General features: G+C 60.2%; 12 protein-coding genes. 4 read left to right on the forward strand and 8 right to left on the reverse strand.

Annotated elements, in window-relative coordinates; all coding sequences use genetic code 11:
- Positions 1 to 42: 42 nt before the first annotated feature.
- Both BLQ12_RS21410 and BLQ12_RS21415 read right to left on the reverse strand, forming a co-directional pair.
- Positions 43 to 2,031 carry a CHAT domain-containing protein gene (locus BLQ12_RS21410; protein ID WP_092213943.1) on the reverse strand — a complete coding sequence of 663 codons (1,989 nt, stop codon included), beginning with the start codon at positions 2,029 to 2,031 and terminating at the stop codon, positions 43 to 45.
- A 332-nt stretch (positions 2,032 to 2,363) separates the two neighbouring features.
- Entirely contained in the window at positions 2,364 to 3,878 is a 1,515-nt protein-coding gene (locus BLQ12_RS21415; RefSeq protein ID WP_175469988.1) for a metallophosphoesterase, read from the reverse strand.
- A 595-nt stretch (positions 3,879 to 4,473) separates the two neighbouring features.
- Here BLQ12_RS21415 and BLQ12_RS21420 point away from each other — a divergent pair.
- The 3 genes from BLQ12_RS21420 (at position 4,474) to BLQ12_RS21430 (ending at position 7,398) form a co-directional block, all read left to right on the forward strand.
- Positions 4,474 to 5,229: an ABC transporter ATP-binding protein gene (locus BLQ12_RS21420; protein ID WP_092213947.1), complete on the forward strand. Its 756-nt coding sequence runs from the start codon at positions 4,474 to 4,476 to the stop codon at positions 5,227 to 5,229.
- Positions 5,226 to 6,428 carry an ABC transporter substrate-binding protein gene (locus tag BLQ12_RS21425; RefSeq protein WP_175469989.1) on the forward strand — a complete coding sequence of 401 codons (1,203 nt, stop codon included), beginning with the start codon at positions 5,226 to 5,228 and terminating at the stop codon, positions 6,426 to 6,428. The genes BLQ12_RS21420 and BLQ12_RS21425 overlap by 4 nt, the downstream gene beginning before the upstream one ends.
- A 160-nt stretch (positions 6,429 to 6,588) precedes the next feature.
- Complete coding sequence (locus BLQ12_RS21430; protein ID WP_226859960.1) at positions 6,589 to 7,398, forward strand: ABC transporter permease; 810 nt, start codon at positions 6,589 to 6,591, stop codon at positions 7,396 to 7,398.
- Between the two features lie 385 nt (positions 7,399 to 7,783).
- Here the strand turns inward: BLQ12_RS21430 and BLQ12_RS21435 are convergent, their stop codons facing one another.
- From BLQ12_RS21435 to BLQ12_RS21460, 6 genes are all read right to left on the reverse strand, one after another.
- Complete coding sequence (locus tag BLQ12_RS21435) at positions 7,784 to 9,064, reverse strand: TolC family protein (RefSeq protein ID WP_092213953.1); 1,281 nt, start codon at positions 9,062 to 9,064, stop codon at positions 7,784 to 7,786.
- Positions 9,065 to 9,123: 59 nt separating this feature from the next.
- Positions 9,124 to 12,267 carry an efflux RND transporter permease subunit gene (locus tag BLQ12_RS21440; protein WP_092213955.1) on the reverse strand — a complete coding sequence of 1,048 codons (3,144 nt, stop codon included), beginning with the start codon at positions 12,265 to 12,267 and terminating at the stop codon, positions 9,124 to 9,126.
- A gap of 130 nt (positions 12,268 to 12,397) precedes the next feature.
- Positions 12,398 to 13,462 carry an efflux RND transporter periplasmic adaptor subunit gene (locus BLQ12_RS21445; protein WP_092213957.1) on the reverse strand — a complete coding sequence of 355 codons (1,065 nt, stop codon included), beginning with the start codon at positions 13,460 to 13,462 and terminating at the stop codon, positions 12,398 to 12,400.
- 280 nt (positions 13,463 to 13,742) lie between these two features.
- On the reverse strand, positions 13,743 to 14,369 hold the full coding sequence (locus BLQ12_RS21450) for a TetR/AcrR family transcriptional regulator (protein WP_092213959.1): 627 nt from the start codon (positions 14,367 to 14,369) through the stop codon (positions 13,743 to 13,745).
- 166 nt (positions 14,370 to 14,535) lie between these two features.
- Positions 14,536 to 17,409: an outer membrane protein assembly factor BamA gene (bamA, locus tag BLQ12_RS21455; RefSeq protein WP_092213961.1), complete on the reverse strand. Its 2,874-nt coding sequence runs from the start codon at positions 17,407 to 17,409 to the stop codon at positions 14,536 to 14,538.
- Positions 17,410 to 17,411: 2 nt separating this feature from the next.
- Positions 17,412 to 21,668 (reverse strand): translocation/assembly module TamB domain-containing protein, encoded by a 4,257-nt coding sequence (locus BLQ12_RS21460; protein ID WP_175469990.1) that lies wholly within the window; start codon positions 21,666 to 21,668, stop codon positions 17,412 to 17,414.
- A 426-nt stretch (positions 21,669 to 22,094) separates the two neighbouring features.
- Between BLQ12_RS21460 and BLQ12_RS21470 the strand changes: the two genes are divergently transcribed.
- Entirely contained in the window at positions 22,095 to 23,864 is a 1,770-nt protein-coding gene (locus BLQ12_RS21470; RefSeq protein WP_092213967.1) for a sigma 54-interacting transcriptional regulator, read from the forward strand.
- Positions 23,865 to 23,958 lie beyond the last annotated feature (94 nt).

Consider the following 23,958-nt stretch of genomic DNA (forward strand, 5'->3'; position numbering starts at 1 on the left):
GTCATCCCGCAGAACTCTACCCAGCAGCCCGGTTGCCGAGCTTCAACGCGACCTTGCGAGGGTGCCTGACTGGCTGGTTTGTTCGTCTGGGGCATCCCCTTGAGCCAGGGGGCCCGTCAGCATGGCGGTGAGTTTGGCGGCAAAGGCGGCCGAGGTGTCGTCAAAACGCAGAATATGGGTGTACCGGTGGAACTGCCATCGCAGGGCGATGGCCTGGACGGCGTTTGTGGGGGCCTGCTCCACGAGTTGGGTGACGAAGCGTTCGGGGGAGGGCTTCGGATCCCCGGCACGGAGGGGACCGGCCACCAGGGCCAGGAAGTGGAGCTCAGCCAGGTTGGCGCAGGCCCAGAGAGCGTAGGAGGGGTCGGGGTGGAGCAGGTCGTAGTGGGCCGAGGCTTCCACAAAGGCCCACAGGGGAGCCTCCAGCTCCATTTTCTTGGTTTTGTGGAACCTGAGGAACATGGAGAGGCTCAGGACCTGGGTGCCGGGCCAGTGGGCGTGGGCGTTGATGGTTGCGGCGCGCCGGTAAAAGGCCAGGGACCGCTCCAGGCTTTGGAGGGCGTCGTCGGGAAGGCGGGGCGCTCCCGAGATCTTGTCCTCATTGTGTTTCAGGTAAAGGGCCTGGGCTTGTCGTTTCTCCGCTGAGCCGAGGATGCAGAGCTTTGCGATGCGGTTCTCCTGGGCGGCAAGGAAGGAGGCGTCCGGTTCCGGGTTGCAGTCGGGCATCACCGAGATGGCATGCCGGATGTCGTCGATGACGTCATCAAAGTCCCCGTCAACCCCTTTGATCTGTTTTTCCGTCAGGTTGTGGGCGCGGTTCATGGAAGCGGTCAGGGCCCTGTGGGCCTGGATGGTCTTGAACTCCCCGAGCTGGGACTCCATGTCGTCCGGCAGGGACGCGTAGGCAATGAGGCTGCCCCAGTCATGGGTGGTGCGGTCCTGTCTCCTGAGCTGCTGGCGCAGTTCATAGAGACAGATGCGCGGGTCCTTTCCCCAGAGAAGGCCTGCGTAAAGGGTCCGGGCCATGGTGACGGAGCCGGTTTTGGTCAAGGGATACTGGGATCCGATAACCAGGGGCACCCCGGCGTTGTGCACGGCATGGACCAGGCTGGACCCGGGGAGCACCACCGATCCCTGCTGACCGCTGTCGCAGCTGGCGACGGTCACCACCAGGGGGGAGGAAAATCCGTCGCCGCAGGCCTTGACCCGCAGGGCCGCAGCGAGGCGTTCTCCATCCACCACATCCATGCCGGAGGGGTCGGCATCGTCGCACAGGGCCAGCCCGTAGCGGACTTCCGAGGTGTCCGGCTGCGGCACCCCGTGGGCCAGGATGTGCACATGGGTGTAGGTCCCTTCGGCACAGGCCGTCTGGATCTGCTCCAGGGTGGCGGAAGGCAGGATTGTCAGGAAGGGGGAGAGGCGCTCCGTGGGAGAGATGTGCGCGGACGCCCGGGGGAGCCATGGCCCCACAGCCTCCCGAAGGGCAAGGAGGTGGGCTTTAAAAGGGATCGTTCCCACCCCGGGAGGCGCTGCGGCGGCAAAAAGGATCCGGGGGCTGATGTTCCAGGGCAGGGCCTGGCCGTCGGCTCCCCTGATTTCCCGGGTGAGCACCACCGGCACCTCCTGCTGAAGGGCCAGAGGCGATCCCTCTCCGGGAAACCCCCGGGCGGCGTCGGCCATCTCAAAGGGGAGCAGGGCCAGCTCCGATGCGGAGAAGACAAGGCGAAGCTGGATAAACCGCTCCTCCCCGTCCAGGGAGAGGTCTGCGATGAGCCCGGGGACCTTCTCCATGAGCTGCCCCATGGCCGCCGAGATTTCCCGGATCTGAGTCCGTCGGGTCGGGGTGTCTTTTTCACCGTAGCGCAGGGCCCTGAGCAGGGTGAGGATACTTTGCTGCTCGTAGGGCAGGGTGACGGTGACGGGCTCGTGACGGCCGCTGAGCCCCATGTAGCGGGTCAGGGGCGAGATAAGCTGGTTGTGGGGCGGGCCATGGCGCAACAACTCCAGTTTCACCGATCGAATCTTTGGCATGGGGGCTCCTGTGTGGGGTCCATGGGTAACGTCAGGAATAAAGCGTCTCTATGGCCAACGTTGGGTGGACCATAGAGTCACAGAGGGTGAAGAGAAAAATCAAAAAGCTGCCTCCGGCGGCAAGGTGTGCCACCTTGAAAGCACGTTGCGAATGCGCTTTTCCCTTCGTTCCTCAGGGAAAATCACATTTGCCATTGGTTCAGATTGAACGGGATCTGTTTTAAACCTGTTTCTCAGACTTTTTAAAAGTTTGGCCCCCGGTAGGGCCGCCGGAGGCATCTTTAGCCGGACGGCCTCCAGCGGCAAGGTGGGGGCACCTTGATGACGGCCCTTCAGAAGGAAAGTTGCCCGTCGGGTACAGGGCAGAGAGCGTAGGCGCCGTCCTTTTCTTCCACGGTGGCAAGGGCCCCTGAAACGGCGCCGTCGTCCACGGTTTCGATGGAAACCACCGAACGGATGTGGCGGATCAGGGGCCTGCCGTTTACCACTGCGTTGTCCAGGCTGTCCATGTCGCCTTTTTCAAGGACGGCCCACACCTTTTTAAAGGGCTCCTTTTCAAGGAGGTCCGGGGTGAGCTGCATGAGGCGGATCCAGGAGCCGGAGTTGAAGTAGGCGGGGCCTGAGGCCGTGCTGATGGCTTTGTGGAGGTGGGTGTGACCCGCCACCACCACGTCCACCTCCGGGCCCACAAGGCCCAGGACACTCTGGCTGGTCTTGTCTTCGGTTTTCGGGTTGAAGGTGGGGTCGTCTTTGAGCCAGCCCCGGAGGGCTTCACGCATGTTCTCTTCCGGGGATCGCCCCCTGATTTTGTCCCAGATGGCCCCCCAGGTGCCCAGGAATTCGGGTTGGTCCGAGGCAAGGGCCAGGGAGGCAGGGGAGGTTCCCTTTGCCAGGTGGGTGTCCATTTCTCCAAGGAGGCTGTCCATGTCCGAGCCTCCGGCCGAGGGGGCGCTCACAAGGCTGGGGTAGCTGATGGCCATGACGTGCTGAAAGGTCCGATCCGCCGAGGCCTTCTCATCGGAAAATTCCCCTTCAAGGCCGAGGAAGCCGTCCGGGCCGCGGTGTTTGTCTCGGACGAAGTCCGCGGCGACCCCGAAAAGGCTCTTGAGTCGCGACCAGGTGACGGCATGGTCGTCCATGGCCATGAGCAGGGCGGGGATGGTCTCGGTTTCGGGTTTGAGCAGGTCGACCCATCGGTATTTTTTCTTGAGCCCGTTCATCACGTCGATGACCATTTTGGTGCCGGCGTTGGGTGTCCAGGGCGTCAGGGGGGCATACCGCTTCTTTTCTGCGCTGATGCGGGCCAGGGTACGGTAGTCCACGGGGTTCCAGGCATCGGTTTCGTTGCCGTGGAGGCACAACATGTTTTTGTCCCCGACCCGGCAGGCAAAGCCGGTGCCGTCCATGGCAAAGGTGAGGCGGCCCCGGGCCGCGTCGGAATCTCCGCAGAGCTGATGGGCCAGAAAGGCCCTCACCTCGGGCAGGGCCAGCTCCACGTCGTGGTTTCCCAGCACGATGATCAGGTTGCGGTTTTCAGACCGGGTGTAGTCGGACAGGGCCTGAAAGATCTCCGCGAACGCCGGGTCGCCCATGATGCGTTTAAGGTCCTCTACGGCATGGTGGGGGCGGAAGTAACACGATTTTTCATGGTTTGGTGCGGGCTCGGCGAGAAAATCGACGATATCCCCGTTGAGAACAAGGGCTGTCTTCTGTTCCTTCGGTTGCGACGCCAGGTGGCTGATGAGCCAGGCAAGGGCCTTCTGCTGGTTGAAGATCTGGAACCCGGGGGAGCCCCCCAAATGGATGTCGGAGATCACATGGACAGCATCGTACTGAGGAAAAGGCATGGTGCACCTCGTGCAGGGGTTAATAAGCGGATATTGTATCGTATTTCGCGGATTTTGCAAGGGGCGGCGGGGGCTGAGACAGGGCCAATGCATGTAACTGCAAGTTGCCTCCGGCGGGTCGCTTTTTGAAAAAAGCTCCGCAAAAACTTTTCGGTTGCCTGCGCTTTTATTGCTCAGCCCCAGGGGGCTGAGCAATAAAAGCGCAGGGATGCACACCAGGCGAAATCAATGTAAATACGAGCATATTTGAATGAACCAACATCGAATTCAATGCCTGTTTGTCAAACTTTTCAAAAGTTTGGCCCCCGGCAGGGCCGCCGGAGGCAAAATCTAAATGCGTTGGCCCTGGGAGCTGCGACGTGTTCTGATCGTGGGGCGGGCCCGGTGGGAACAGAGATCGCGGTCTGTGGACACGTGGAAATTCTGAACGCTGAAATAGACATGAAATAAGAGGTATGCCCGGGATGCGCCGATTGTCATTCACTTTTCTCTTTAACTCTTTGGGGGGAACAACCGAAAAACACAGTGTGGGGGGATCTCATTCCGGCGGAGGGCTTCGGGACCTCTGCGGTAACGGCGAAACCAGGCAGGTAAGATGACCGACAAGATTCGACTCAGCGACATTTCAAAAATATTCAAGCTCTCCGGGCGGAAACGAAAAGCAGCCCTGGGTGGGGTTCGCCTCTCCGTTGCCGAAGGAGACTTCGTGGTCGTCCTCGGCAGGTCGGGGTGCGGAAAGTCCACCCTGCTCAACATTGTGGCGGGCATGGTTCCCCCCACAGCCGGGGAGGTGACCGTGGACGGATCGGCGGTGGATCGCCCCGACCCCTCGCGCATCCTTCTGACCCAGCAGCCCATGCTCCTGCCCTGGCTCACCGTGCTGGAAAATGTCGCCTTCGGCTGCAAGCTCAGGGGAGAGACCGAGGATTTGCTCCTGAGGGCAAGGACCTGGCTGGAGAGGGTCCATATGACAGGCCACGAGAGCTATCTTCCAGGAGAACTCTCCCAGGGCATGCAGCAGCGGGTCTGCCTGGCCCGGGCCCTTATGGGGCAGCCCGACCTTCTGTTGATGGACGAGCCCTTCGGGGCCCTGGACACCTTTACCCGGTCACGGCTCCATGAAGAGATGATGCGGATTCGTCAGGAGACCGACATCACCGTGGTGTTTGTGACCCACGATCTGGATGAGGCCCTGGCCCTGGGAAGCCGCGTGGTGCTCCTGGGCGGAGAGCCCGGTCACATCATGGCGGAGTTCAAGCTGGATCGGTCCTACCCCCGGGACCCTGCCGATCCGGTCCTGCGGGGCGTGAAAGAAGAGATCATGGAACTATTTCAGGAGGTGAGCCTGTGAACAGGATCGTGACCCGCAGGGACTTTATCAAACAGGCCGGTGTGGTCGCCGCCGGCACCGCCCTGGGCATGGCCGGACTTCCCGGTCTGGCCCGCGCTGCAGGGGAACCCGAACTCCGGGTGGGGTACCTGCCCATCACGGATTCGGCCCCGCTTCTCATCGCCCATGCCCTGGGATACTTCCAGGAGGAGGGCCTGAACCTGAAAAAACCGGTGCGGGTGCGAAGCTGGTCCACCCTCATGGAGTCCTTTTTATCCGGAAAGTTCAACCTGACCCACATGCTGCTCCCCATGCCGGTGTGGATGCGGTTCAAAAATCGGGTGCCGGTGAAGGTCCTGGCCTGGAACCACACCAACGGCAGCGCCATCACCGTGCGGGGGGATTCGGATATCCGAAGCTTTGCGGACCTGGGCGGTCACCAGATCGCCGTGCCGTACTGGTACTCCATCCACAACGTGATTCTCCAGATGGGCCTTAGAAAATTCGGACTAAAGCCCGTGATCCAGCGCCAGACAGCGCCCCTGGCCCCCGACGAGGTGAATCTTTTTGTGCTCTCACCCCCGGAAATGCCCGCAGCCCTTGCCGGAAGGAAAATTGACGGGTACATTGTGGCCGATCCCATCAACGCCATCAGCGAGGTGAAGACCGGCGCGCGTATCATGCGCTTTACCGGAGACGTCTGGAAGAACCACCCCTGCTGCGTTGTGGTGATGAACGAAGGGCTGGTGGCCCGTCAGCCGGTGTTTGCCCAGAAGGTGATGAACGCCATTGTCCGTTCCCAGCTCTGGATCACGGAACATCGCAGCGATGCCGCCCGTATCCTGAGCCGTCAGGGCGGAAACTACCTTCCCGTGGACGAAGAGATTCTGCTTCGGGCCTTTACGGGGTACGACCCTGCCGTCTACGGTCAAATGGGCGGTACCGGCGCCATCCACCACCCGGAGTGGCAGCTGGAGCGCATCGGCTTTCAGCCCTGGCCCTATCCGGCGGCCACCCGGCTGCTCGTGGGCGAGCTGGGGCGAACGGTGGTTGAAGGGGATGCGGCCTTTTTGCGCACCCTGGACCCGGAGGTGGCGGCCGCAGAGCTCGTGGACGATCGCTTTGTCACCCGGGCCATCGAGGCGGTGGGCGGGCCGGGAAAATTTCTGTACGGCCGCCTGGACGACCCCTTCCACCGGGAGGAGATTATTTCTGTGTAACCGGATTGATGCGTGACAGGGCCTTGGAATGTAAAAATGGACCCCGCGCTTTATTGCCTGCAGCCGTGACCGGCCGTTTTGGATTCGCCGGGACGGCCCACACCTGCGCACGACGCCATGTTACCGAGACCCAAACCATATGAATGTGATTGAGAAGTATTTGAAAAAGCAATCTGTTTACGCGAAGCAGCCCTATGCGGAAAAAATGATGAACAGCGGGCTTTTTATGGGGCTTGCCGGGTTCCTTTTTTTTGTCGGTATCTGGGCGGCAGGGGGGTACCTGCTCTTCAGCAGGACGGACCTGGCCCAGTTCCAGGGCTTTTTGCCCCTGCCCACCTTAAAGGGGCTGGTGCGCCTGGGCGGCAGCGCCCATTTCTGGGCCTCGGCCGGGGCGAGCCTTTCCAGGGTCTGCCTGGGCATTCTCATCGCCTTTCTCGTGGGGTTTCCCGTGGGGCTTCTCCTTGGCTTTTACCGAACGGTCCGGGTCCTCACCTACCCGCCCATGCAGTTCCTCCGCATGGTGAGCCCCCTGTCCTGGATGCCCATTGCCCTTCTGATTTTTTCCAGCTTTGAGACGGCCATCTGTTTTATCATCACCATGGCCACAATCTGGCCCATTATCCTGAACACCTCCCTGGGTGTGGTGCGGGTCAACCCCGGCTGGATCATGATGGCCCGGAACCAGGGCGCCACAGACCGGCAGCTCCTTACCCGCATCATCATTCCCGCCTCCATTCCCTACATCCTCACCAGCCTGCGCCTGGCCCTGGGCGTGGCCTGGATCGTCCTGGTCCCCGCCGAATTTCTGGGGGTCTCAAGCGGTCTCGGCTACATCATCAACGATGCCCGGGACACCATGGAGTACGACCTGCTCATGGCCACGGTCCTTGCCATCGGCCTTCTGGGGTTCTGCCTGGACGGCGCCATTCAGCTGCTTCGACGGTATTTGAACTGGGGGAGTGAAAGGTAAATCAGGGGATAGGTCATGGGGGGGGGCGGAACGTTTCTGTGGGGATGTTTTTTCGTGTTTTCCTGTGGCGAAAACGGTGCGGGAGCCTCACCCTACGTGTGTCCCGAGGTGGTGAGGGGACCATGCTGCGCCGTGCGCATCGACAATAAACCGTTTCCCTCAATTTTAACGATTGACTTCGCTGAGTGATCTGCTTCGATCCTTCCTATCACCTATCACCTATCACCTATCACCTATCACCTATCACCTATCACCTGCTTTTTCCCCGCACACCGGCCGGATCGCAGTCGCGCGTGCGATCCAACCGGCGCAGGGGTCGCTGCACACGGAAAAAAGAGAGGATAGGTCATGGGAAAGAATGTCTTGTTGCCCTATGGCCTGTAGTTTACCTGTCCCCTGTTTCGAATCCCTCGGTGAGTCTCAGCAGGGTAAAGTGGGTGCCGAAGACGTCGGTCTGGGCGGAGATGTGGTTGAACCGGGCGCGGGAGAGGCTGAAGATGGCGTCCAATACCTCGGTGGAGGTGGCCACACCCTGTTCGAAGGCCAGGTCGGTGACCCGCAGGTTCTCCTCGGCCTCGGCAAGGCCCGATCGCGCCACGGCAAGGTTGTCGATGGCCACATCCCGTTCGAGGATGGCGTTGTCGAAGTTTGTGGTCAGGCTGTTCTCAAGCTCCCTTAACTGGTGGCGAAGGGCGGTCTCGGTGAGGGACGCCTGGCTTAATGTCGCCTCTTTTTTCAGGCCGTCAAAAAGGTTCATGGAGACCGAGGCGGTGAGGCGGACATCGTCACCGTTGACCTCCGAGGAGCCGAAGCTGTAATCGTCAAGATACCGGCTGGTGTACGTGGCCGAAAGGTCCAGGGTCGGCATGTAGGCGGCCCGGGCGGCCTTCTTTCTCATGGCGGCACCCGAGAGTGTCTCCTTGAGGGAGAGGAGTTCGCTGTTGCTTGAAAGGAGAGCTTCTTTGCCCTCAGCCGACTCGATGACGGCGGGAAGCTCCTTGAACAGGCTGAAGTCCAGGGCGTTGACCTCGTTTGCCGTTATGGGGCGCCCAACGGCCAGGCTCAGGGTGTTGAGGGCCGAGGTGATGTTGGCCTGGGTGCGGCGCTCGGTCTGCACCGCGTTGTCCATCTCCACCTTCACCGTGAGCAGGTCCCGCTTTTTAAGAACCCCCACGTTGTATTTCAACTCCATCTCCCGATACCGATCCCTGTAAAGACGCACCGCATCCTGTGCCACGGTGAGGTTCTGCCTGCTGCGGTAGACCCCCAGAAAGGCCAGGGCCACGTTCTGGCTGACGTCCTGACGCGTGGACCTGAGGTCGAGCTGGCCTGCTTCGGCCCCGAATCGGGCGGCTTTCAGGGAGTAGGCGTCCTTAAAGCCTGAGAAGACGTTTACGGCGATGCTGCCTGTGAAGCCGTCGTTTTTTTCCCGGACTTCGGTGATGGTGTCGTGGTTGTACCGGTTGGCTTCGTAGCCGACGTCCACGCTGGGGAGAAAGGGGCTTCTGGCTTCCTGGACCTTCTTTTCGGCGATGGCGGCTTCGGCCTCGCTGGCTTTCACGGTGTGGCGCCCGGACAGGGCCTCCTGCTGCAGCTCGGAGAGGGTCAGGGCGTGGAGAGGGGAGGCGATCAGGCAAAGGGTTGCCAGAACGAGAAGTCGTTTCATGGTATGTGTACCTCACTGCTCGTCATGGGGGCCGGAAGGACCGGCCCCCATGGTGTGTGTTAGGCTGAGTAACGCTCTAAAGACTCTTGAACCGGGGCGGCCTTCCGGCCTTTCTCCTCATACCCGATGAAAAAGGAGAGGAGCGCGGGGATGACAAAGAGGGTGAAGAGGGTGGACAGGGCCATCCCACCCAGCAGCACGCTGCCGATCCCTCGATAGAGTTCGGACCCGGAGTCGGTGGCCAGTACCAGGGGCAGAAAACCGGAGATACTGGTGCAGACGCTCATGAAGATGGGCCGGATACGGGTGCGAATGGCATCCTTGATGGCATCCATCCCCAGCATGTTCTCCAGTCGCACGTTGTTCAGGGACTGGTGGACGATGAGGATGGCGTTGTTCACCACCGTGCCCACGAGGATAATAAAGCCCAGCATGGTGAGCACGTCCAGGGGCTGTCTGGCCACGAGAAGGTCCACCAGCCTCAGCCCGATGAACCCGCCGGCAGCTGCCAGGGGCACGGAGAAGAGGATGATGAAGGGGTAGAGAAAGTTCTCGAAGAGCGAGGCCATCAACAGATAGGTGATAAGGATCGCCAGGGCCAGGTTCCACTTCAGGGCATGGAAGGTCTCCATGAGTTTGTTGGCGTTGCCGCCCAGTTTGACGTTTAACCCGGAGAGCTGTCCTGCCTCGGACAGGCCGTCCACGGTGGTGCGGATGGTCTCCATGGCCTCCTGGAGGGGCACGTCGATGGGGGGGGTGATCTCCAGGCGGATGTTTCGCCGCTTTTCAAGGCGGTCGATCTGGGTCATGCCGTGCTCGTAGGAGAGGGTGGCCACATCGCCCACGCGGACCAGCTTCCCGTGGTTGTTGACCATGGGGGCCGCCAGGATGGCCTCGGGGGTTTTAAAATCCGCCTCTTCGCTGCGAACCACAAGGTCGATGCGGTCCTTGCCGTCGGGGCTGTAGTCCGCCACCTTGCGGCCGTCCATCAACACATCCACGTAGATCCCCAGCTCCTGCTCGGTGAGTCCGCCGGCAGCCAGTTTTTTCTTGTCCGGGATGATGCGGCCTTCCGGGTACGCCATCTCAAGGGAGGGCACGGGGCGGATCTGGGAGTTGGGAACGGCCTGTCCCACGGCTCCCCAGAGGGTGAAGCCCGCCTGGACAATGGCTCCCATATCCTCTCCGGAGATGTTCAGGTCGATGGTGCGGCCCTTGCCCAGGCCGGTCTCAAAGATACCGGGCTGGAGGCTGATGCCGAACATGCCGGGCATGGAGTAGATGATCTGGTTGAGGGAGGGAATCAGCTCACCGGCCCGAGTCTCGTCCTCGTCCGTGCAGACCACTCCGAACATGCTGATCATGTCCGCGGAGACGTAAAAGACGTTCTTGATCTTGGGCAGGCCCTGGCCGGTGTCCTTGCGATAGGCGTCGGTCTGCTCGAAAACGTACTCGCCCACCTCGTGGCGTTTCTCCGCGGAGTACCCGGGGGGCGGCACCAGGATATTCATGATGAAGTTCTGGTTGCCCTGGGGCAGGTATTCGGCTTTGGGCATGAGGGCCCAGGCGATGAGCAGGGAAAAGGCGGTGAAGCTCACCACACAGCCCACCCGGGTAAGGGTGTTCTTCAGGAAGAAGTTGGACACGCCCATGATGCTGGAGATGAACATGTCCCCGACTTTTCCCAGGGCGCCCCCCTCTTTCTGGGCAGGGCCCTTTTTTTTGTAGATGAGGTGCATGAAGGAGGGGATCACCGTGATGGAGACAAAAAGGCTGAGCAGGATGGCCGTGGTGATGGCGATGGCGATGTCCCGGAAGAGCTGCCCTGCTTCCTGCTTCATGAAGATGACGGGAAGGAAAACCGCCACGGTGGTCAGGGTGGAGGCGATGACCGCGCCGTAGACCTCGGTGGCCCCTTCGTAGACCGCGTCAAAGGTCTTTTTTCCGAGTTTTAAGTGCCGGTCGATGTTCTCCAGCACCACGATGGAGTTGTCCACCAGCATCCCCACGGCAAAGGAGATGCCCGCCAGGCTCACCACGTTCAGGTTGCGGCCCATGAGCCACAAGGTGGTGAAGGTGCCGATGGCCGAGATGGGAATGGCCAGGCCGATGGTGCCCGTGGACCGGAAGCTCCTCAGGAAGGTGATCAGGACCAGGATGGCCAGGGCCGCCCCGATGAGGACGTTCTTTTTCATGATGGAGATGGCCCTCAGGATGTAGGGCGCTTCATCGTAGGACCAGTTGATGTACAGGCCCCGTTTGGCCAATACATCCTCGTTGAGTCGGTCCACTTCGGCATGGACCCGCTCCACGATCTCCAGGACGTTGCCCCCTTTCTGCTTTTTCACCCCGATGACGATGCCTTCGGCCCCGTTTTCCATGACCGAGACAAACTGAGGCTCGTAGCCGATGCGGCTGGTGGCGATATCCCTCAGGAGGATGCGGGTGATGCCGTCATCCACGATCACCACGTCCAGGGGGTCGGTGACATTCTGGAACTTGGCGGTGGTACGGATGCGGTAGTTCCGTCGGTCGATGCCGAGGACCCCTGCGGAGATGTCGTTGTTGGCCGCGGTGACCCGGGCGATCACCTGGTTGATGGTGATGCCCCGCCTTGCCATTTTTTCAGGGTCGAGGACGATCTCCAGCTGGTCCTTGGTTCCCCCGAAGACCATGAGGGAGGCCACGCCGTCGACACGCTCGATGTACTGCTTGACTTCGTTGTCGAAGAAGGTGCGCTGGGTCAGGATGTCGGTGTCGCTTCCTTCAAGGGCGCGCATCTGCATCCAGATGATGGGGCGCGTGGACCCACCGGAGCTTGAGATCACCGGCTCGTAGACGTTGTCCGGGTAGTCCGACACCTCGTTGAGCTTGTTGGAGACCCGGAGCAGGGCCGTGTCCACGTCGGTCTCCAGGGCGAAGGTGAGGGTGATGGTGGCGTAGTCGTTGTAGCTGGAGCTCTCCATCTTCTGGAGGTTCTGGAGGCTCTTGAGGTTGTCCTCCTGTCTTTCGATGACCTCGGTCTCCAGCTCACTGGGGCTGGCCCCCGGCCAGGAGGTCATCACCTCGATTTCAGGCAACTCGGTGTCGGGTGCCAGCTGCACGGGGAGCTTGGTGAGCCCGATCATACCGAACAATACGATCATGATCACCATCACCGCTGCGGTGACGGGTCGTTGGATGGAAAATTTAATCAAATCCATGGGTGGCTTGGTATCCCTGGTTTCATCATGTCAAAAAAGGCCCGACGGCCCCGGTCTTTGATTACGTGTCACCCGGCGACAAGGCGTCCGGTGCGGGGAGGACGGGGTGTGACTGTCCTTTAGATCCAATTTAATTCTTTGCTTCGATGACCGTGACGGGCTGGCCGGGCTGGAGCCGGTCGTTGCCGTCGATGATGACGTCCATGCCGGGGGTAACAGGCCCTTCGGCGATTCCGGCGGCCCCTTCGACGTAGGCGAGGATGGTCACCGGCAGGGGCGCTGCCGCCCCTTCGTTGATGGTGTAGACAAGGGTCTGGCCGTTAAAGGTCACCAGGGCGTCCCGGGGCACCAGGGTCATCTCCTGCTTGTCGCTGGCAGGCATGGCCACGGTGGCGCTCATGTTGAGGACCGCTGTCTCCAGCCTGGGAAGCATCACCTTGACAAAGATGTTCTTGGTGGCCGCGTCCGCAACAGGGATGTACCCGGTGATGGTGCCGCGGGTGGTAAGCCCCAGTGCGGTGATGGTGACGTCCAGCTCTTCACCGGTCCGTGCAAACACCAGAAGGTTTTCCGGCATGGGCACCTTGACGTAGAGATCGTCCATGGAGCCGATGAGGCACAAGGGGTTCCCGGGGGTCACCCAGTTGCCTTCGTCGGCATTTTTCTCCAGGACCACACCGGCAAAGGGAGCGCGGATGATGCTCTTCTCTTTTTTAAGGAGGGCCAGGGCCAGGTTTTCCTGGAGGGTTGCCTTCTGCATGGCAAGGTCCTCCATGGAGAGGCGCATCTTGTCATACTCCTGCTCACTGGCCGCCTGCTGCTTGAACAGGGTCTCGTAGCGGGTCAGGTCTTTTTTTGCCTGGACCAGCCGGATCTCCACCTGTGCGATTTTTTTCCTGACCGTGCCGATTTCGTTGTTCACAAAATCGAGGTTCAGGCGAAACAGGGGCGCACCCTGCTTGACCTGGTCCCCCTCTTTGACCAGAACCGCTTCCACCTGTCCGCTCACCTGGGGGGAGAGGGCCGAGATGCGATCAAACTGGAGGGTTCCCACCACATCCAGGGTCTTGGCGATGGTCTTTTGCTGAATCTGGCTGGTCACCACCCGCGCCGGAGGCTGGGCGGGACCCTCGGCGTAGGACAGTACCGGCAGGGCAAGCAGGGTGATGATGGTTATCCATTTGATTGCTTTCATTGATGTACCTCGCTACTCAAAAAAGGGTCGGTTAAAGCGGTGGATCCAAGGCTTGCGTACTGGCATGCGCAAGCTACCGGATGGTTGAGGAGATGGTCCTCTGTTCGGGGTGCATGAAAGAGGCACCCGCGGGAAGACGGTCAACGGTGGTTGTGTGTTTCCCGGGTACCCGCGGCGGGGATGTTCCCCGCATTGTGTATTCTTCTGAGCCTGTATTTAGATATAAACGCAACACCGCCTTTTTTCCTGCGGTGGGCATTTCTTTTTTTTAGAGCCTCGCTCAGGCTGGCACCGGATCGGCCCTGAGGCCTGCTGCGATGTAGTGAATCAACTCTTCCAGCATGGCTTTGGGGTCCCGGTCGATGCCCAGGACGGCGATGGATTCTTCCATCATGCACTCTCCCTGCATGATCCCGAAGGCCGAGATCCGGAAGAAGGCGATGCGGCGCAGCAGGGTCATTTCAGGAACGTTCGGCAGGGCCCTTGCCATGCAGTCGGCCAGGTAGATGAGTTTTTTCTCCAGAATATTTTTGAGGTTCTGTTTGAAAAAATCCTCGTTTTCGTAGGCCGCTGCAAACTGGTGAAAGACGTTCATCCAGTCCGGGTGCGTCACGGTGAACTCATGCAGGGGCGCAAGCTGGGTGCGCAGAAGGTCTTCCAGCACAGGGGCATTGGTGCCGGCTTTTTCCATCACCTCCTTGAGGCGCTGGGTCTGCTCCTCTTCCAGGGGGGTAAGGAACCGGGTGACAATGGCCGAGATGAGGTTGTCTTTGGAGCCGAAGTGGTAGTTGATGGCCGCCACATTGACCCCTGCTTCCTCAGTGATTTTCCGCATGGACGCCTTGTCGGCCCCCAGTTCGACGATGAGCCTTTCGGCGGCATCGAGTATTTTTGTTTTGGTATCCATTCAGGTTTCCGTTGGGTGAGGAACATGGGTTCAAACACTGTTTAAAATAACGATTCATGGGGGGTTTTAAACGATGTTTGAATTTGAGGCAAGGCTTTTGTTTGAATGAGCAAAAAAACAGTCAGGGGGGATAGGGTCAGGGTTTCTCTGGGTAATGCAGGCGGGGTTAAAATGTGTACCCGATCGAAAAGTGGAGCTCCCCGGAGCTCTCCCCGGGCTGTCGGTCCAGTTTCCAGCCGTAGAGAAAGCCCACGGGTCCGATGGGGGTGACGTAGCGCAGGCCGGCACCGGCGGAGGAGCGGAAGGATTCGGAGAGGTCGGGGTCGGATGCGCTCCGGATGCTGCCGGTGTCGAAGAAGGTGGTGAACTCGACGTTCAAGCCGAGATCAAATCGTGCCTCCAGGCTTCCCAGGATCGAGGTTCGCCCGCCCACGGGATCGCCTGCATCATCGACAAGGAATTTGTTTTCGCTGTAGCCCCGGATATCCGAGGTACCCCCCAGAAAGAGGAGCTGGTCTTCGGGGATGTTATCGTTGCTCCCGTAAGGGATGATGTGATGAACCCTTCCCCTCAGGGCGAAAGTGAGCCGACTGAAAGGGGTTTTGTAGAACCGCAGCTCATAGCGGTGCTTGAAAAAATCATCCAGATTGTTTTCGATGCCCTGGGAGATGTCCAGGGCCCCAAAGGCGATCATTCCTTTTCTGGGGCGGACAAAGGAGTCCGTGGAGTTGTAGGTGAGGGCCGGGGTGACCACCACGATGCTTCGCGGTTCGTATTGCTCGGCGTCCTCCGGCGGGATGGGCGTTGAGCCCACCCTGTACTGTTCTCTGTACTCGTAGCGGTTGTTGAGGGAGGCGTTGAAATCTTCCAGGAAGCGCCGGTTGAAGGTGAGGGAAGAGCCGTAGGTGCGCGTGCCGAAGTCCTGGTTGAACTCTTCGAGTTTTTCCCCGAACATGCTGAAGGTGGCTGAGACCCGGGTGCCCAGGAAACGGGGTTCGGTGATGCCCAGTTCGGTTCGGTAGCCGATTTCACTTGTCTCTGCGGAGATCCATCCGTCTTTGTTCTGGCCGAAGAGGTTGCGGTCGCCCAGGCGGGTGTGGGCGTATTTTTTCCGTCGGGTATCGTATCCGAGCCCGAGCTCAAAGTAGTAGGGTTTTCTCTCCTCCACCTCCACCAGGAGATTGACCTCAGGGGCCTCCTCCTTGAGGCCGATGGTTCGGAAGTGTGCCGCGGAAAGGGCCGCGATGTTTCGTATGTTGCGCTGGGTCTCAAGGGTTTTGGTGAGGGAGAAGGGCTCTTCCGGGGTGAGCTCCACCTCCCGCTTGAGGATGCGTTCCTTGGTTCGGAAGTTGCCTGTGTAGAAGACTTCGCCGGTTTTTACGTGGCGTCCTTCGGTGATGTCATAGGCCACCGTGGCCTGGCCCGAGCCGTCGTCCGCGGTCTCGACCTGTGCCGATCCCTTGACGGCGATATGGGGGTAGCCCTGCTCTGAGATCTCCTCGGAGAGTGTGTTTTCGTCGCTTTTGATCATGTACTCCCGAAAGGGCTCCCCTTCTTTCAAGGCAATGGCGGCCCGTGCCTCTTCGGGGGTGAGGGCATCAAGGCCGTTGAAGGCAACGGCCGTCACCCGGGTCTGCATGCCTTCGTTGATCACAAGGGCGATGTCGGTGAGCTTTTGCCCGGTTTCGGGGTCTTCCCGGAAGGTCACCGTGTGGTCCACGGCGGTGTCCAGGTATCCCTTGCTCAGGTAAAGGGATTGAATGGCGCTGATATCCTCTTCAAGAACCTCGGGGACGAACTCTCCGGCGCTGAATGTACCGGGAAGGCGGGTGAGCATCTGTTTATCGATGCGTTCCCTGTCAAACACCGTGTTGCCCTGAATGTCGATGGCGTGGGCAACATAACGCGGCCCCTCTTCGATGGTGAACAGGATGTCCCGCTCCTTGATGCCCTCAACGGTGGCCTCTGTCTCGCTCATGCGGACCCGGACATCCAGATAACCTGCTTTCTGGTAGCGGGTCCGGATGTTCCGGATGCTTTTTTTCAGGCCCAGGTCGCTTCGGTTGCCTTCCTTTGTGTAGGCCAGCTCTCGTTTCAATGTCCACCCCCAGAACTCTGTGTTCCCTTCAAAGGCGGGCACGTATTTTTTCCCTTCGGTTACCTTGAACCGGATGGTGATGTCGTGGGGGTCGGAGAGGTGCTCCACCTCCGGGGTGATCTCCACATCCGCATACCCCTTGGCCCGGTAAAATTTTTTCAGGTTTTCCACATCGTCATCTAATTTCTTCTGAATGAAACGGGGAATCTCTCCGTAGAAGAGGGAAACCTTCCAGGTATCGAGACGCAGCTTGAGGCGTGCGCTGGAAAACCCCTTGTTGCCCAGGATTTCAACATGCTGTATCCGGTTGAAAATCCCCTTTTCAATGGTGACGGTCACCTCAAAATGTCCGTCGTCCGGGTCCTCTTCTGACGTGACTCGGACCCTGGCGTCCGGGTACCCCTCGGTTTCGAAGGTCTTTTCTACGAGGGCCTCCTGCTTTTCAAGCTTCTCGGCCACGTAGGCATCCCCTGTGTAGATGGTCATGGCGTTGAGCACCTCCTTCTGGAGGAGAGGAAATGCCCCGTGGATGTGGATCTCTTTGATCCTCCGGAACGGGGTGAGTCGGAAGGCCAGGGCCATCCGGCCCTGTGCCTCTTCGGGGTCGGGCACGTCAATGGCCTGGAAGAGGCGGGAACTCTTGAGAAGGTCTATGCTTTTTGCAAGGGCCTCACCGGAGAAGGGCTCCCCTTCCCGTAGCAGGATGATCCCCCGGGCAAAGGCGGCGAGGCGGTCTTTGCCCTCTTCGGGGCCCAGGATCTCGACGGTGATCTTCGAGACCACGGGGGGCGGGGTGTCCGCCCCTGAGACGTCGGGGAAGAGGGCCCCTGAAAGGACCACGGCAAGGCAGATTATCCCCATTGCCCTGCAGGTGTTGTCCCATACCCGTGTCCATGGTCGGGGTGCCGGGGCGCTGTGGGTGTGCCGTTCCAAGGGGCGCATGGTTATCTCATCTCCAGGCGGAAGATGAGCTCGCCGCCGAAATCGCCGTCCGTGTCCCGAAAGGCATTCATCAGCACGTTTTCATAGAACTTGTATTCGGTGATGGCGCTCTGGACGGTGACCCCGTTTTTGGTGCCCACCCCGTACTTGAGGGTCATGCGTTTGGAAAGCTCTTTGCCCACGGTGATGTTGATATCTTCGGCGTCCTCCTGGTCCGTGCGCTCCGTGTACGTCATTTCGATGGTATCCAGGCCCGTGGCCTCCTTCAGGCTTCCTTCAAGGGTGCGGGTGACCAGGTCGGCAAGGATCTGTTTGGTGGACATGCTGGATCCCCCTTCGCCGCTGATCATCTCACTGCGCGTCTTGTTGAAGACGATGAGGGAGATGATGTCCGTGTCGGTCTCCTCCGGCACCGAGCTCATTTCGAACTTGAGGTTGTCTTCCACCCCGGAGACCTTCAGGGTGATGGTCCACTGCCTCACCTTGATTTCGCTGTCCACATCGATGGTTGCCTCAACCTTGTACGGGTTGATGAAGTCCACCACCCCTTTTTTGATCTCAAACTCTTTGCCCAGGTAGGAGATGGTGCCGGACTCCACTTCGGCTCGTCCGTTGACAAGGACCCGGCTCAAGGGGCCGTAGATGGTCATGGTGGGTTTCAAAGCCATGAGGGCGATGTTGTTGTCCACGACAAAGGGTGATCGGTGCCTGATGGAAATGTTGAGCTCCGTGTTGTCCAAAATGGGAGTGGAACGTCTTCGGGTGACGGGGGCCGCTTCTCGTCTGCGCTGGCCGAAGCTGTCGATGAGGCCCAGCCTCACATTTTTAAAGTAGCGGCCCTCCACCAGGACAATTTCTCCTGAGATGAGGGCGTGTTCCGGTTTGCCCGCATAGGTGAGCTCCCCGTTTACAAGGAGTTCCATGGTGTCGGGCAGGATCAGGGGGAGTGCGTGGGCTCTGAGCGTTGCCTTGACGGATACCGGTGTCACATGGTCCAGGCCCAGGGTGCCTGAGAAATCAAATCGTCCTTTGTCGAGGTTGCCGGTGAGGGTGTCGACGGTCAGGGCTTTCGGCGTGACCGTCATGCGGCCGTTGAGGCTGTGAAGCTGCTGGCCGAGGACCGGTACGGTGAAGCCGATCTGGTCCAGGGTGAGCTCTCCGTTAAAGTCGGGCTCCTTGAGGGTACCGCTCAGGCGGGCGGAAAGGGTCATATCTCCGGTGATATCGCCCAACTCCTCAATGAAGAGGTGGATGACCTCCAAGGGGACGGCTCCGTCCACCGAAAAGTTTAAAGGGCCCTCCGGTGAGCCCTCACCGCTGATGTCAAGGTGCCCCTGATCGAAAAGGGAGAGGTTCAGGGTTTCAACGTGCAGGATGCCGTTATCAAAGGAGGCGTTGCAGGCCCCTTTGTCGATGAGTTCCGTCTCTTCGTGGGAGATGGTTAACTCTGTAACGGCAACTTCTGCGGTGAGGGTTTTCGGGGCGGTGACATCTCCCCGGGCCTCGATGAGGCCGGAGACGTTTCCTGTAAGGGTCGTGCGGCCCGCCATCTTGAAAAAGGGCTCCAGTCGGGTCTTCTCCATCCGGGCTGTGGCTGAGAACATGTGCGTGGAGAGGTTGTAGCTTCCGGACAGGTCCGTTACAAGATCCCCCCGGACCCTTGCTTCATGATCCTGGAGGGAGACCTCCAGGGTGCCGTCATTAAAGGCCTCGTTGTTCAGGCGCAGGCGGGTGATGGCTATTTTTCCGGTGAGGCTGGGGTTGTCAAGGGTTCCTTCTCCGGAGACGTCAAGGTCGATCCGGCCCTGGGCGGCGTTGTGGGCCCCTATGAGTTCAATGTCCTCAATGCTTATATCCCGGGCTTTAACCCGCAGGGCGTAGGTTTTATCCGTGGGTGAGATCCAGCCGTCGGCCTTGAGTTCCTCTCCCGGTGTGAGGGCAATGACAAGATCATCCACGGTTATCCGGTTGTTCTCCATGCGGGAGTCCAGGGTGACCTCATGGATCGTCTGGACCCCAAGGTCAAGCTCTCGAGCCGTAAGGGAGACGGAGCCCCGGAGATCGGCCGTGTCCCCTGCAAGGCGGGCATTGATGGAGAGCCTGCCTGCCATCTGGGGGGTGACGTCTTCCAGGTAGAGTGAGTCTCCTTTAAGGACCGCATCAAAGGCGGGGTGGGCCAGGGGGTCGCCGGTGTCTGCATCGAGAACCCTGGCGGTGCCGGAGAGCGCCAGCTCGGATTGCCCGTTTGTCATCCGGACCTCGTCCATTTTGAGCACACCGCCTTTGAGGTGCAGCACGGCGGCAAGGTCCCCCAGCCGGTAGTCTTCCACGGCAAGGTCGCTTCCGGTGAGGGCCAGGCGCGCCGCGGGGTTTCTCAAGGGGCCCTTGCAGGTGAAGGTTCCGTTCAGCTGCCCGGAGACACCGGCGGATTCCAGAAAGGTTGCCGTGTCGATGTTTTCAAAATTCAGGGCAAGGTCCACGGGAAGTGTGGGGGAGAGAGCCGGAGAGCCGGACGGCGAGCGGCTGTCCAGCAGGTTGATTGAGCCCATTGCCCGGATACGTGCATCACTTTCCTCAAGGGTCAGTTCGTGGAGGGTGAGTTCTCCGGAACGATCCAGGCCGGCGGCCAGCCGAAGGGTGCCCAGGGCATGGCCTCCGGCCCCCAGGTCGTCACCCAGGATCCGCACTTCTGCCACCGGGTGTGTGGTGGAGCCGCTCACCCCGATGTCCAGGGTGAGTCGGCCCCTCAGCCCCGCCTCTTTTGGCACCAGGCGCAGGCTGGCCAGGTCTTGGACCCCTAAGGAGAGGTCTGCCTTGACCTCCGCGGTGGAGAGGTCCAGGCTCCCGGTTCCCTCAAGGGTGGCTTCCCCTGCCTCCGCGTTCAGGTGGCGAAGGGCCAGACGGTTGTTTTCCATGGTAAGGCGGGTGCCAAGGGTCAGGTCCATGGGGTCGGGAACCCGGGCCAGGGCAAGACCCCGGACCGAGGCGCTCAAAAGGGCCTCCGCCGACAGGGTGGCAGGGGACATTCCGGTCCCGTCGAGGGTAAGGTCCGACTGCAGCACGCCGGTCACCCCGGTGGCGTTGCCGGAAAGGGTCGCAAGGTCGGTGCCGGTCTGGCTGAGTTTGACATGCCAGGCCATGGCATCCAAGTCTCTGGTCTCCGCCGTGAAACCCTCTGGAAATGCATGGTTCAGGTCGAGGTCTCCGGTGGCCGCCACCCGGCCCAGGGGGGTGTCGATGCTCAGCTTTTCAAGGTCCAGCTCTTTTTCTTTGAGGGTGCAGGCAAGCTCTGCTCCGTGGACCTGGGTGCCTGCGATCTCTCCTCCCGAATAGGACAGGGTGAGGCGTGCCCGGGGGTTGTCGGCCGTTCCCCGGGCCGTCAGCTGGAGGGTCACCGGCCCCGAGAGCACCGGAGTGAGCTGAAAGGCCTCCCGAAGGGTGGTGAGGGCAGCGGTGGCGGTGATGTCCATATCAAAGAGCGGGTTGTCAAACAGGTCGTCGGCGCTCCCTTTTCCCTCCAGGGCCACGAAATCGGACTCCAGGGCAAGGGCCACGGATTTGAGGCGGTCACCTTCAAGGTGGCCGTCGAGCCTGAGGGCATCAACCCCTGTGACGATGCCCGGCATGTCGATCTCTCCGCCCGTGAGGCGAAGGGAGACCCGGCCCGTTTGTTTTAAGAGGTCTCCGTCTTCCGCGGTGAACCCGATGGTGCGGACGGTGATTCGACCTGGGGTCTCGCTGGAGGTTAGGTGATCGTACTGGAAAAATCCGTCGGTGAGGGAGAGCTCGTCAATCCTGACGTTGAAAGGGCGTTTTTCAGGGGGCGCTTCAGGGGTGGTGTCGTTGGGGGAAGGGGCGGGAAAGGCCTTCAGGATATTGAGCTCTCCGGCAGGAGAGGTGGCCAGCCGGACTTCGGGCTTTTCCAGGACCACGTTTTCAAGGGCCAGGGTCTTGTGGAGGAGGGGCGCCCAGGAAAGATTCACAAAAATCCGGTCCAGGGAGACAAGGGGGGCCCCTTCAGGACCGTCCAGTCGAAGGCCAGTGACCTCAATGCGTCCGGCAAAAAGCGAGAGGCTGAGGTCGTCCCAGACGATCGAGCCGGGAATGGCCTCGTTGATGCGCCCCTGGATGAGCTGGCGCGCATGGTCCGAGGTGACCCAGAGGCGTCCGGCAACCGCGGCAAGGAGCACCAGGGCGACCACCACGTAGGTACCGATGGTTGCCACCGTTCCCTTCATTTGTCTGTGAGCATTTCCCATGGACATGGCTTTCCGAACACAATCTGGTGGATGTAAGAAAAGCGCCGCCTGCGACGCAGGAGCCGGGGTTGGTGAGTTTTCATCCCGCATGTGGGGGCATTGGGTGCATCTTTTCGTGTTGCGGACCCGCCCGAGCGGAAAGAAGAGCTGCTGCGAGATATATACATCCTACGACCGCTGCCCGCAATACGGTGGGGACCAAAAAATACAGGTCGGGTCCGGGAGCCGTAGAGCGGGGAAGAAAATAAAACATGCAAACGCGATGTCTTTCATGGAACGGATCATGAGGAAATAAACCTTGTTTTACCTCTCCCGGTATGCTGTGGATAGAAGGAGAATGGATTTTCGTGATGGCGGGGAAGGGGCCGGGCAACATGGCGATGTCCCAATGGATCAACGGGGTTTGATGCAGACGGGGGGCGGGCGGTGAAGGCATTGGAGGAGGAAAGGGAGGATCGCAGGGTGAGGCTGTTTCGTCGGATTTTTGAAAAGTCCACGGCACCGTCTCTTATTATCGAAGAGGATAAAACGATCTCCATGATGAATGAAAAACTCGAGGAGCTTGTCGGGTACTCACGGGCGGAGGTCGAAGGGAAGATGACGTGGCCGGAGTTTGTCGTTTCAGAGGACAAGGAGCGCATGGCCATGTTTCATCGCGATCGGCGCAGGGATCCGTCCGGGGCCCCCGAGGAGTATGAGTGCCGCCTGATGAACCGGGAGGGGGACGTCCATGATATCCTGATCAAGCTGAACATGGTACAGGGCACCACCAGCGTGGCGACCCTTGTGAACGTGACCTCCAGAAAAGAGGCGGAGAACAACCTGAAGCTCAAGGACGATGAGTTGCGGGGCATCGTTGAGAATTTTCCCGGCCACCTCTACACCTGCTACAGGGATTTTACCATAGAGTTCATGAACGGGCATTTAAGGGCCCACGTGGGCCGGGACGGGGTGGGGAAACCCTGTTATGCGGTGATTTACAATCAGCAGGAGCCCTGCCCGTGGTGTGGGGCGGCCGATGTCTTTAAAGGGAAAACCGTGCGCGTTGAGTTTATGAGCCCCTTGGACAACCGGTGGTATGCGGCGGTGTCCACCCCGATCCGGGCAACGGACGGCAGCGTGAGAAAGCAGCAGACCCTGATCACCGATGTCACCGACCAGAAACTCGAAGAGAAGCGCCTGCGGGACAGGGCCGACAGCCTGCGCAAAGAGAACAGGCGCCTGAAATCCACCATGACCGAGCGGTACCGGTTCGGAGACCTCATTGGAAAGAGCCGGGACATGCAGGCGGTCTACGAGGTGATATTAAATGCCGCCGCCTCAAATGCCAACATCATCGTCTACGGGGAGTCCGGGACGGGCAAGGAGCTTGTGGCAAGGGAGATCCATCGGCTGAGCGATCGCGTGGGGAAGGGGTTTATCCCGGTGAACTGCGGGGCCATTCCCGAACCGCTCATGGAGAGCGAGTTTTTCGGGTACAGAAAAGGGGCGTTCACCGGGGCGGTGCAAAACAAAAAAGGGTTTTTGGACTTGGCCGACGGCGGCACCCTGTTTTTGGACGAACTCGGGGAGATTGTCCTGGGCATGCAGGCCAAGCTGCTGCGGGCCATCGAGGGCAACGGGTTCATGGCCCTGGGGGGCAAGACCACCCGAAAACCGGACTTAAGGATTATCGCCGCCACAAACAGGGACCTTGGCAGCCTGATTACCCAGGGCCTCATGCGCGAGGATTTTTTCTACCGTATCCATATCATTCCCATCCGCTTGCCGCCGCTTCGGAAGCGCCCCTCGGACATCCCCCTTCTCATCGACCATTTTTTAAAGCAGTACCCCAGCTCAGCCGAGGTTCCCCCCATCACCCCGGCCATTCTGGATGCCTTCCAGAGGTACCGGTGGCCGGGGAACGTGCGGGAGCTTCAAAATGTGCTGCATCGCTATGTCACTTTGAAAAACCTGGACGTTCTGGAGACCTTTTCGGCTGAAGGGACCCTGCCCGAGGTGGCGGAGAGGTACCGCCGCGTGGCGGGGTACGGCAGGGACTTGAAGTCGGTGCTGGCCGAGACCGAGCGGGCACACATCCTGAAAACCCTGGAGGAGATGCAGTGGCATCGGGGGAAGACCGCGCACCGCCTGGGCATCAACCGACGGACCCTGGAGAGAAAGATGGCATTGCACCGCCTGCGGCCATGCGAATGATTTGTCGCAGAATGCGGCAGCCATGCCGCATGGCAATAAAACAGCGGGGACTATGGCTGCCGGGGTGACGGGGGCGTGGGGATGCGACAAACCT

Source organism: Desulfoluna spongiiphila, assembly GCF_900101345.1.
GTDB lineage: Bacteria > Desulfobacterota > Desulfobacteria > Desulfobacterales > Desulfolunaceae > Desulfoluna > Desulfoluna spongiiphila.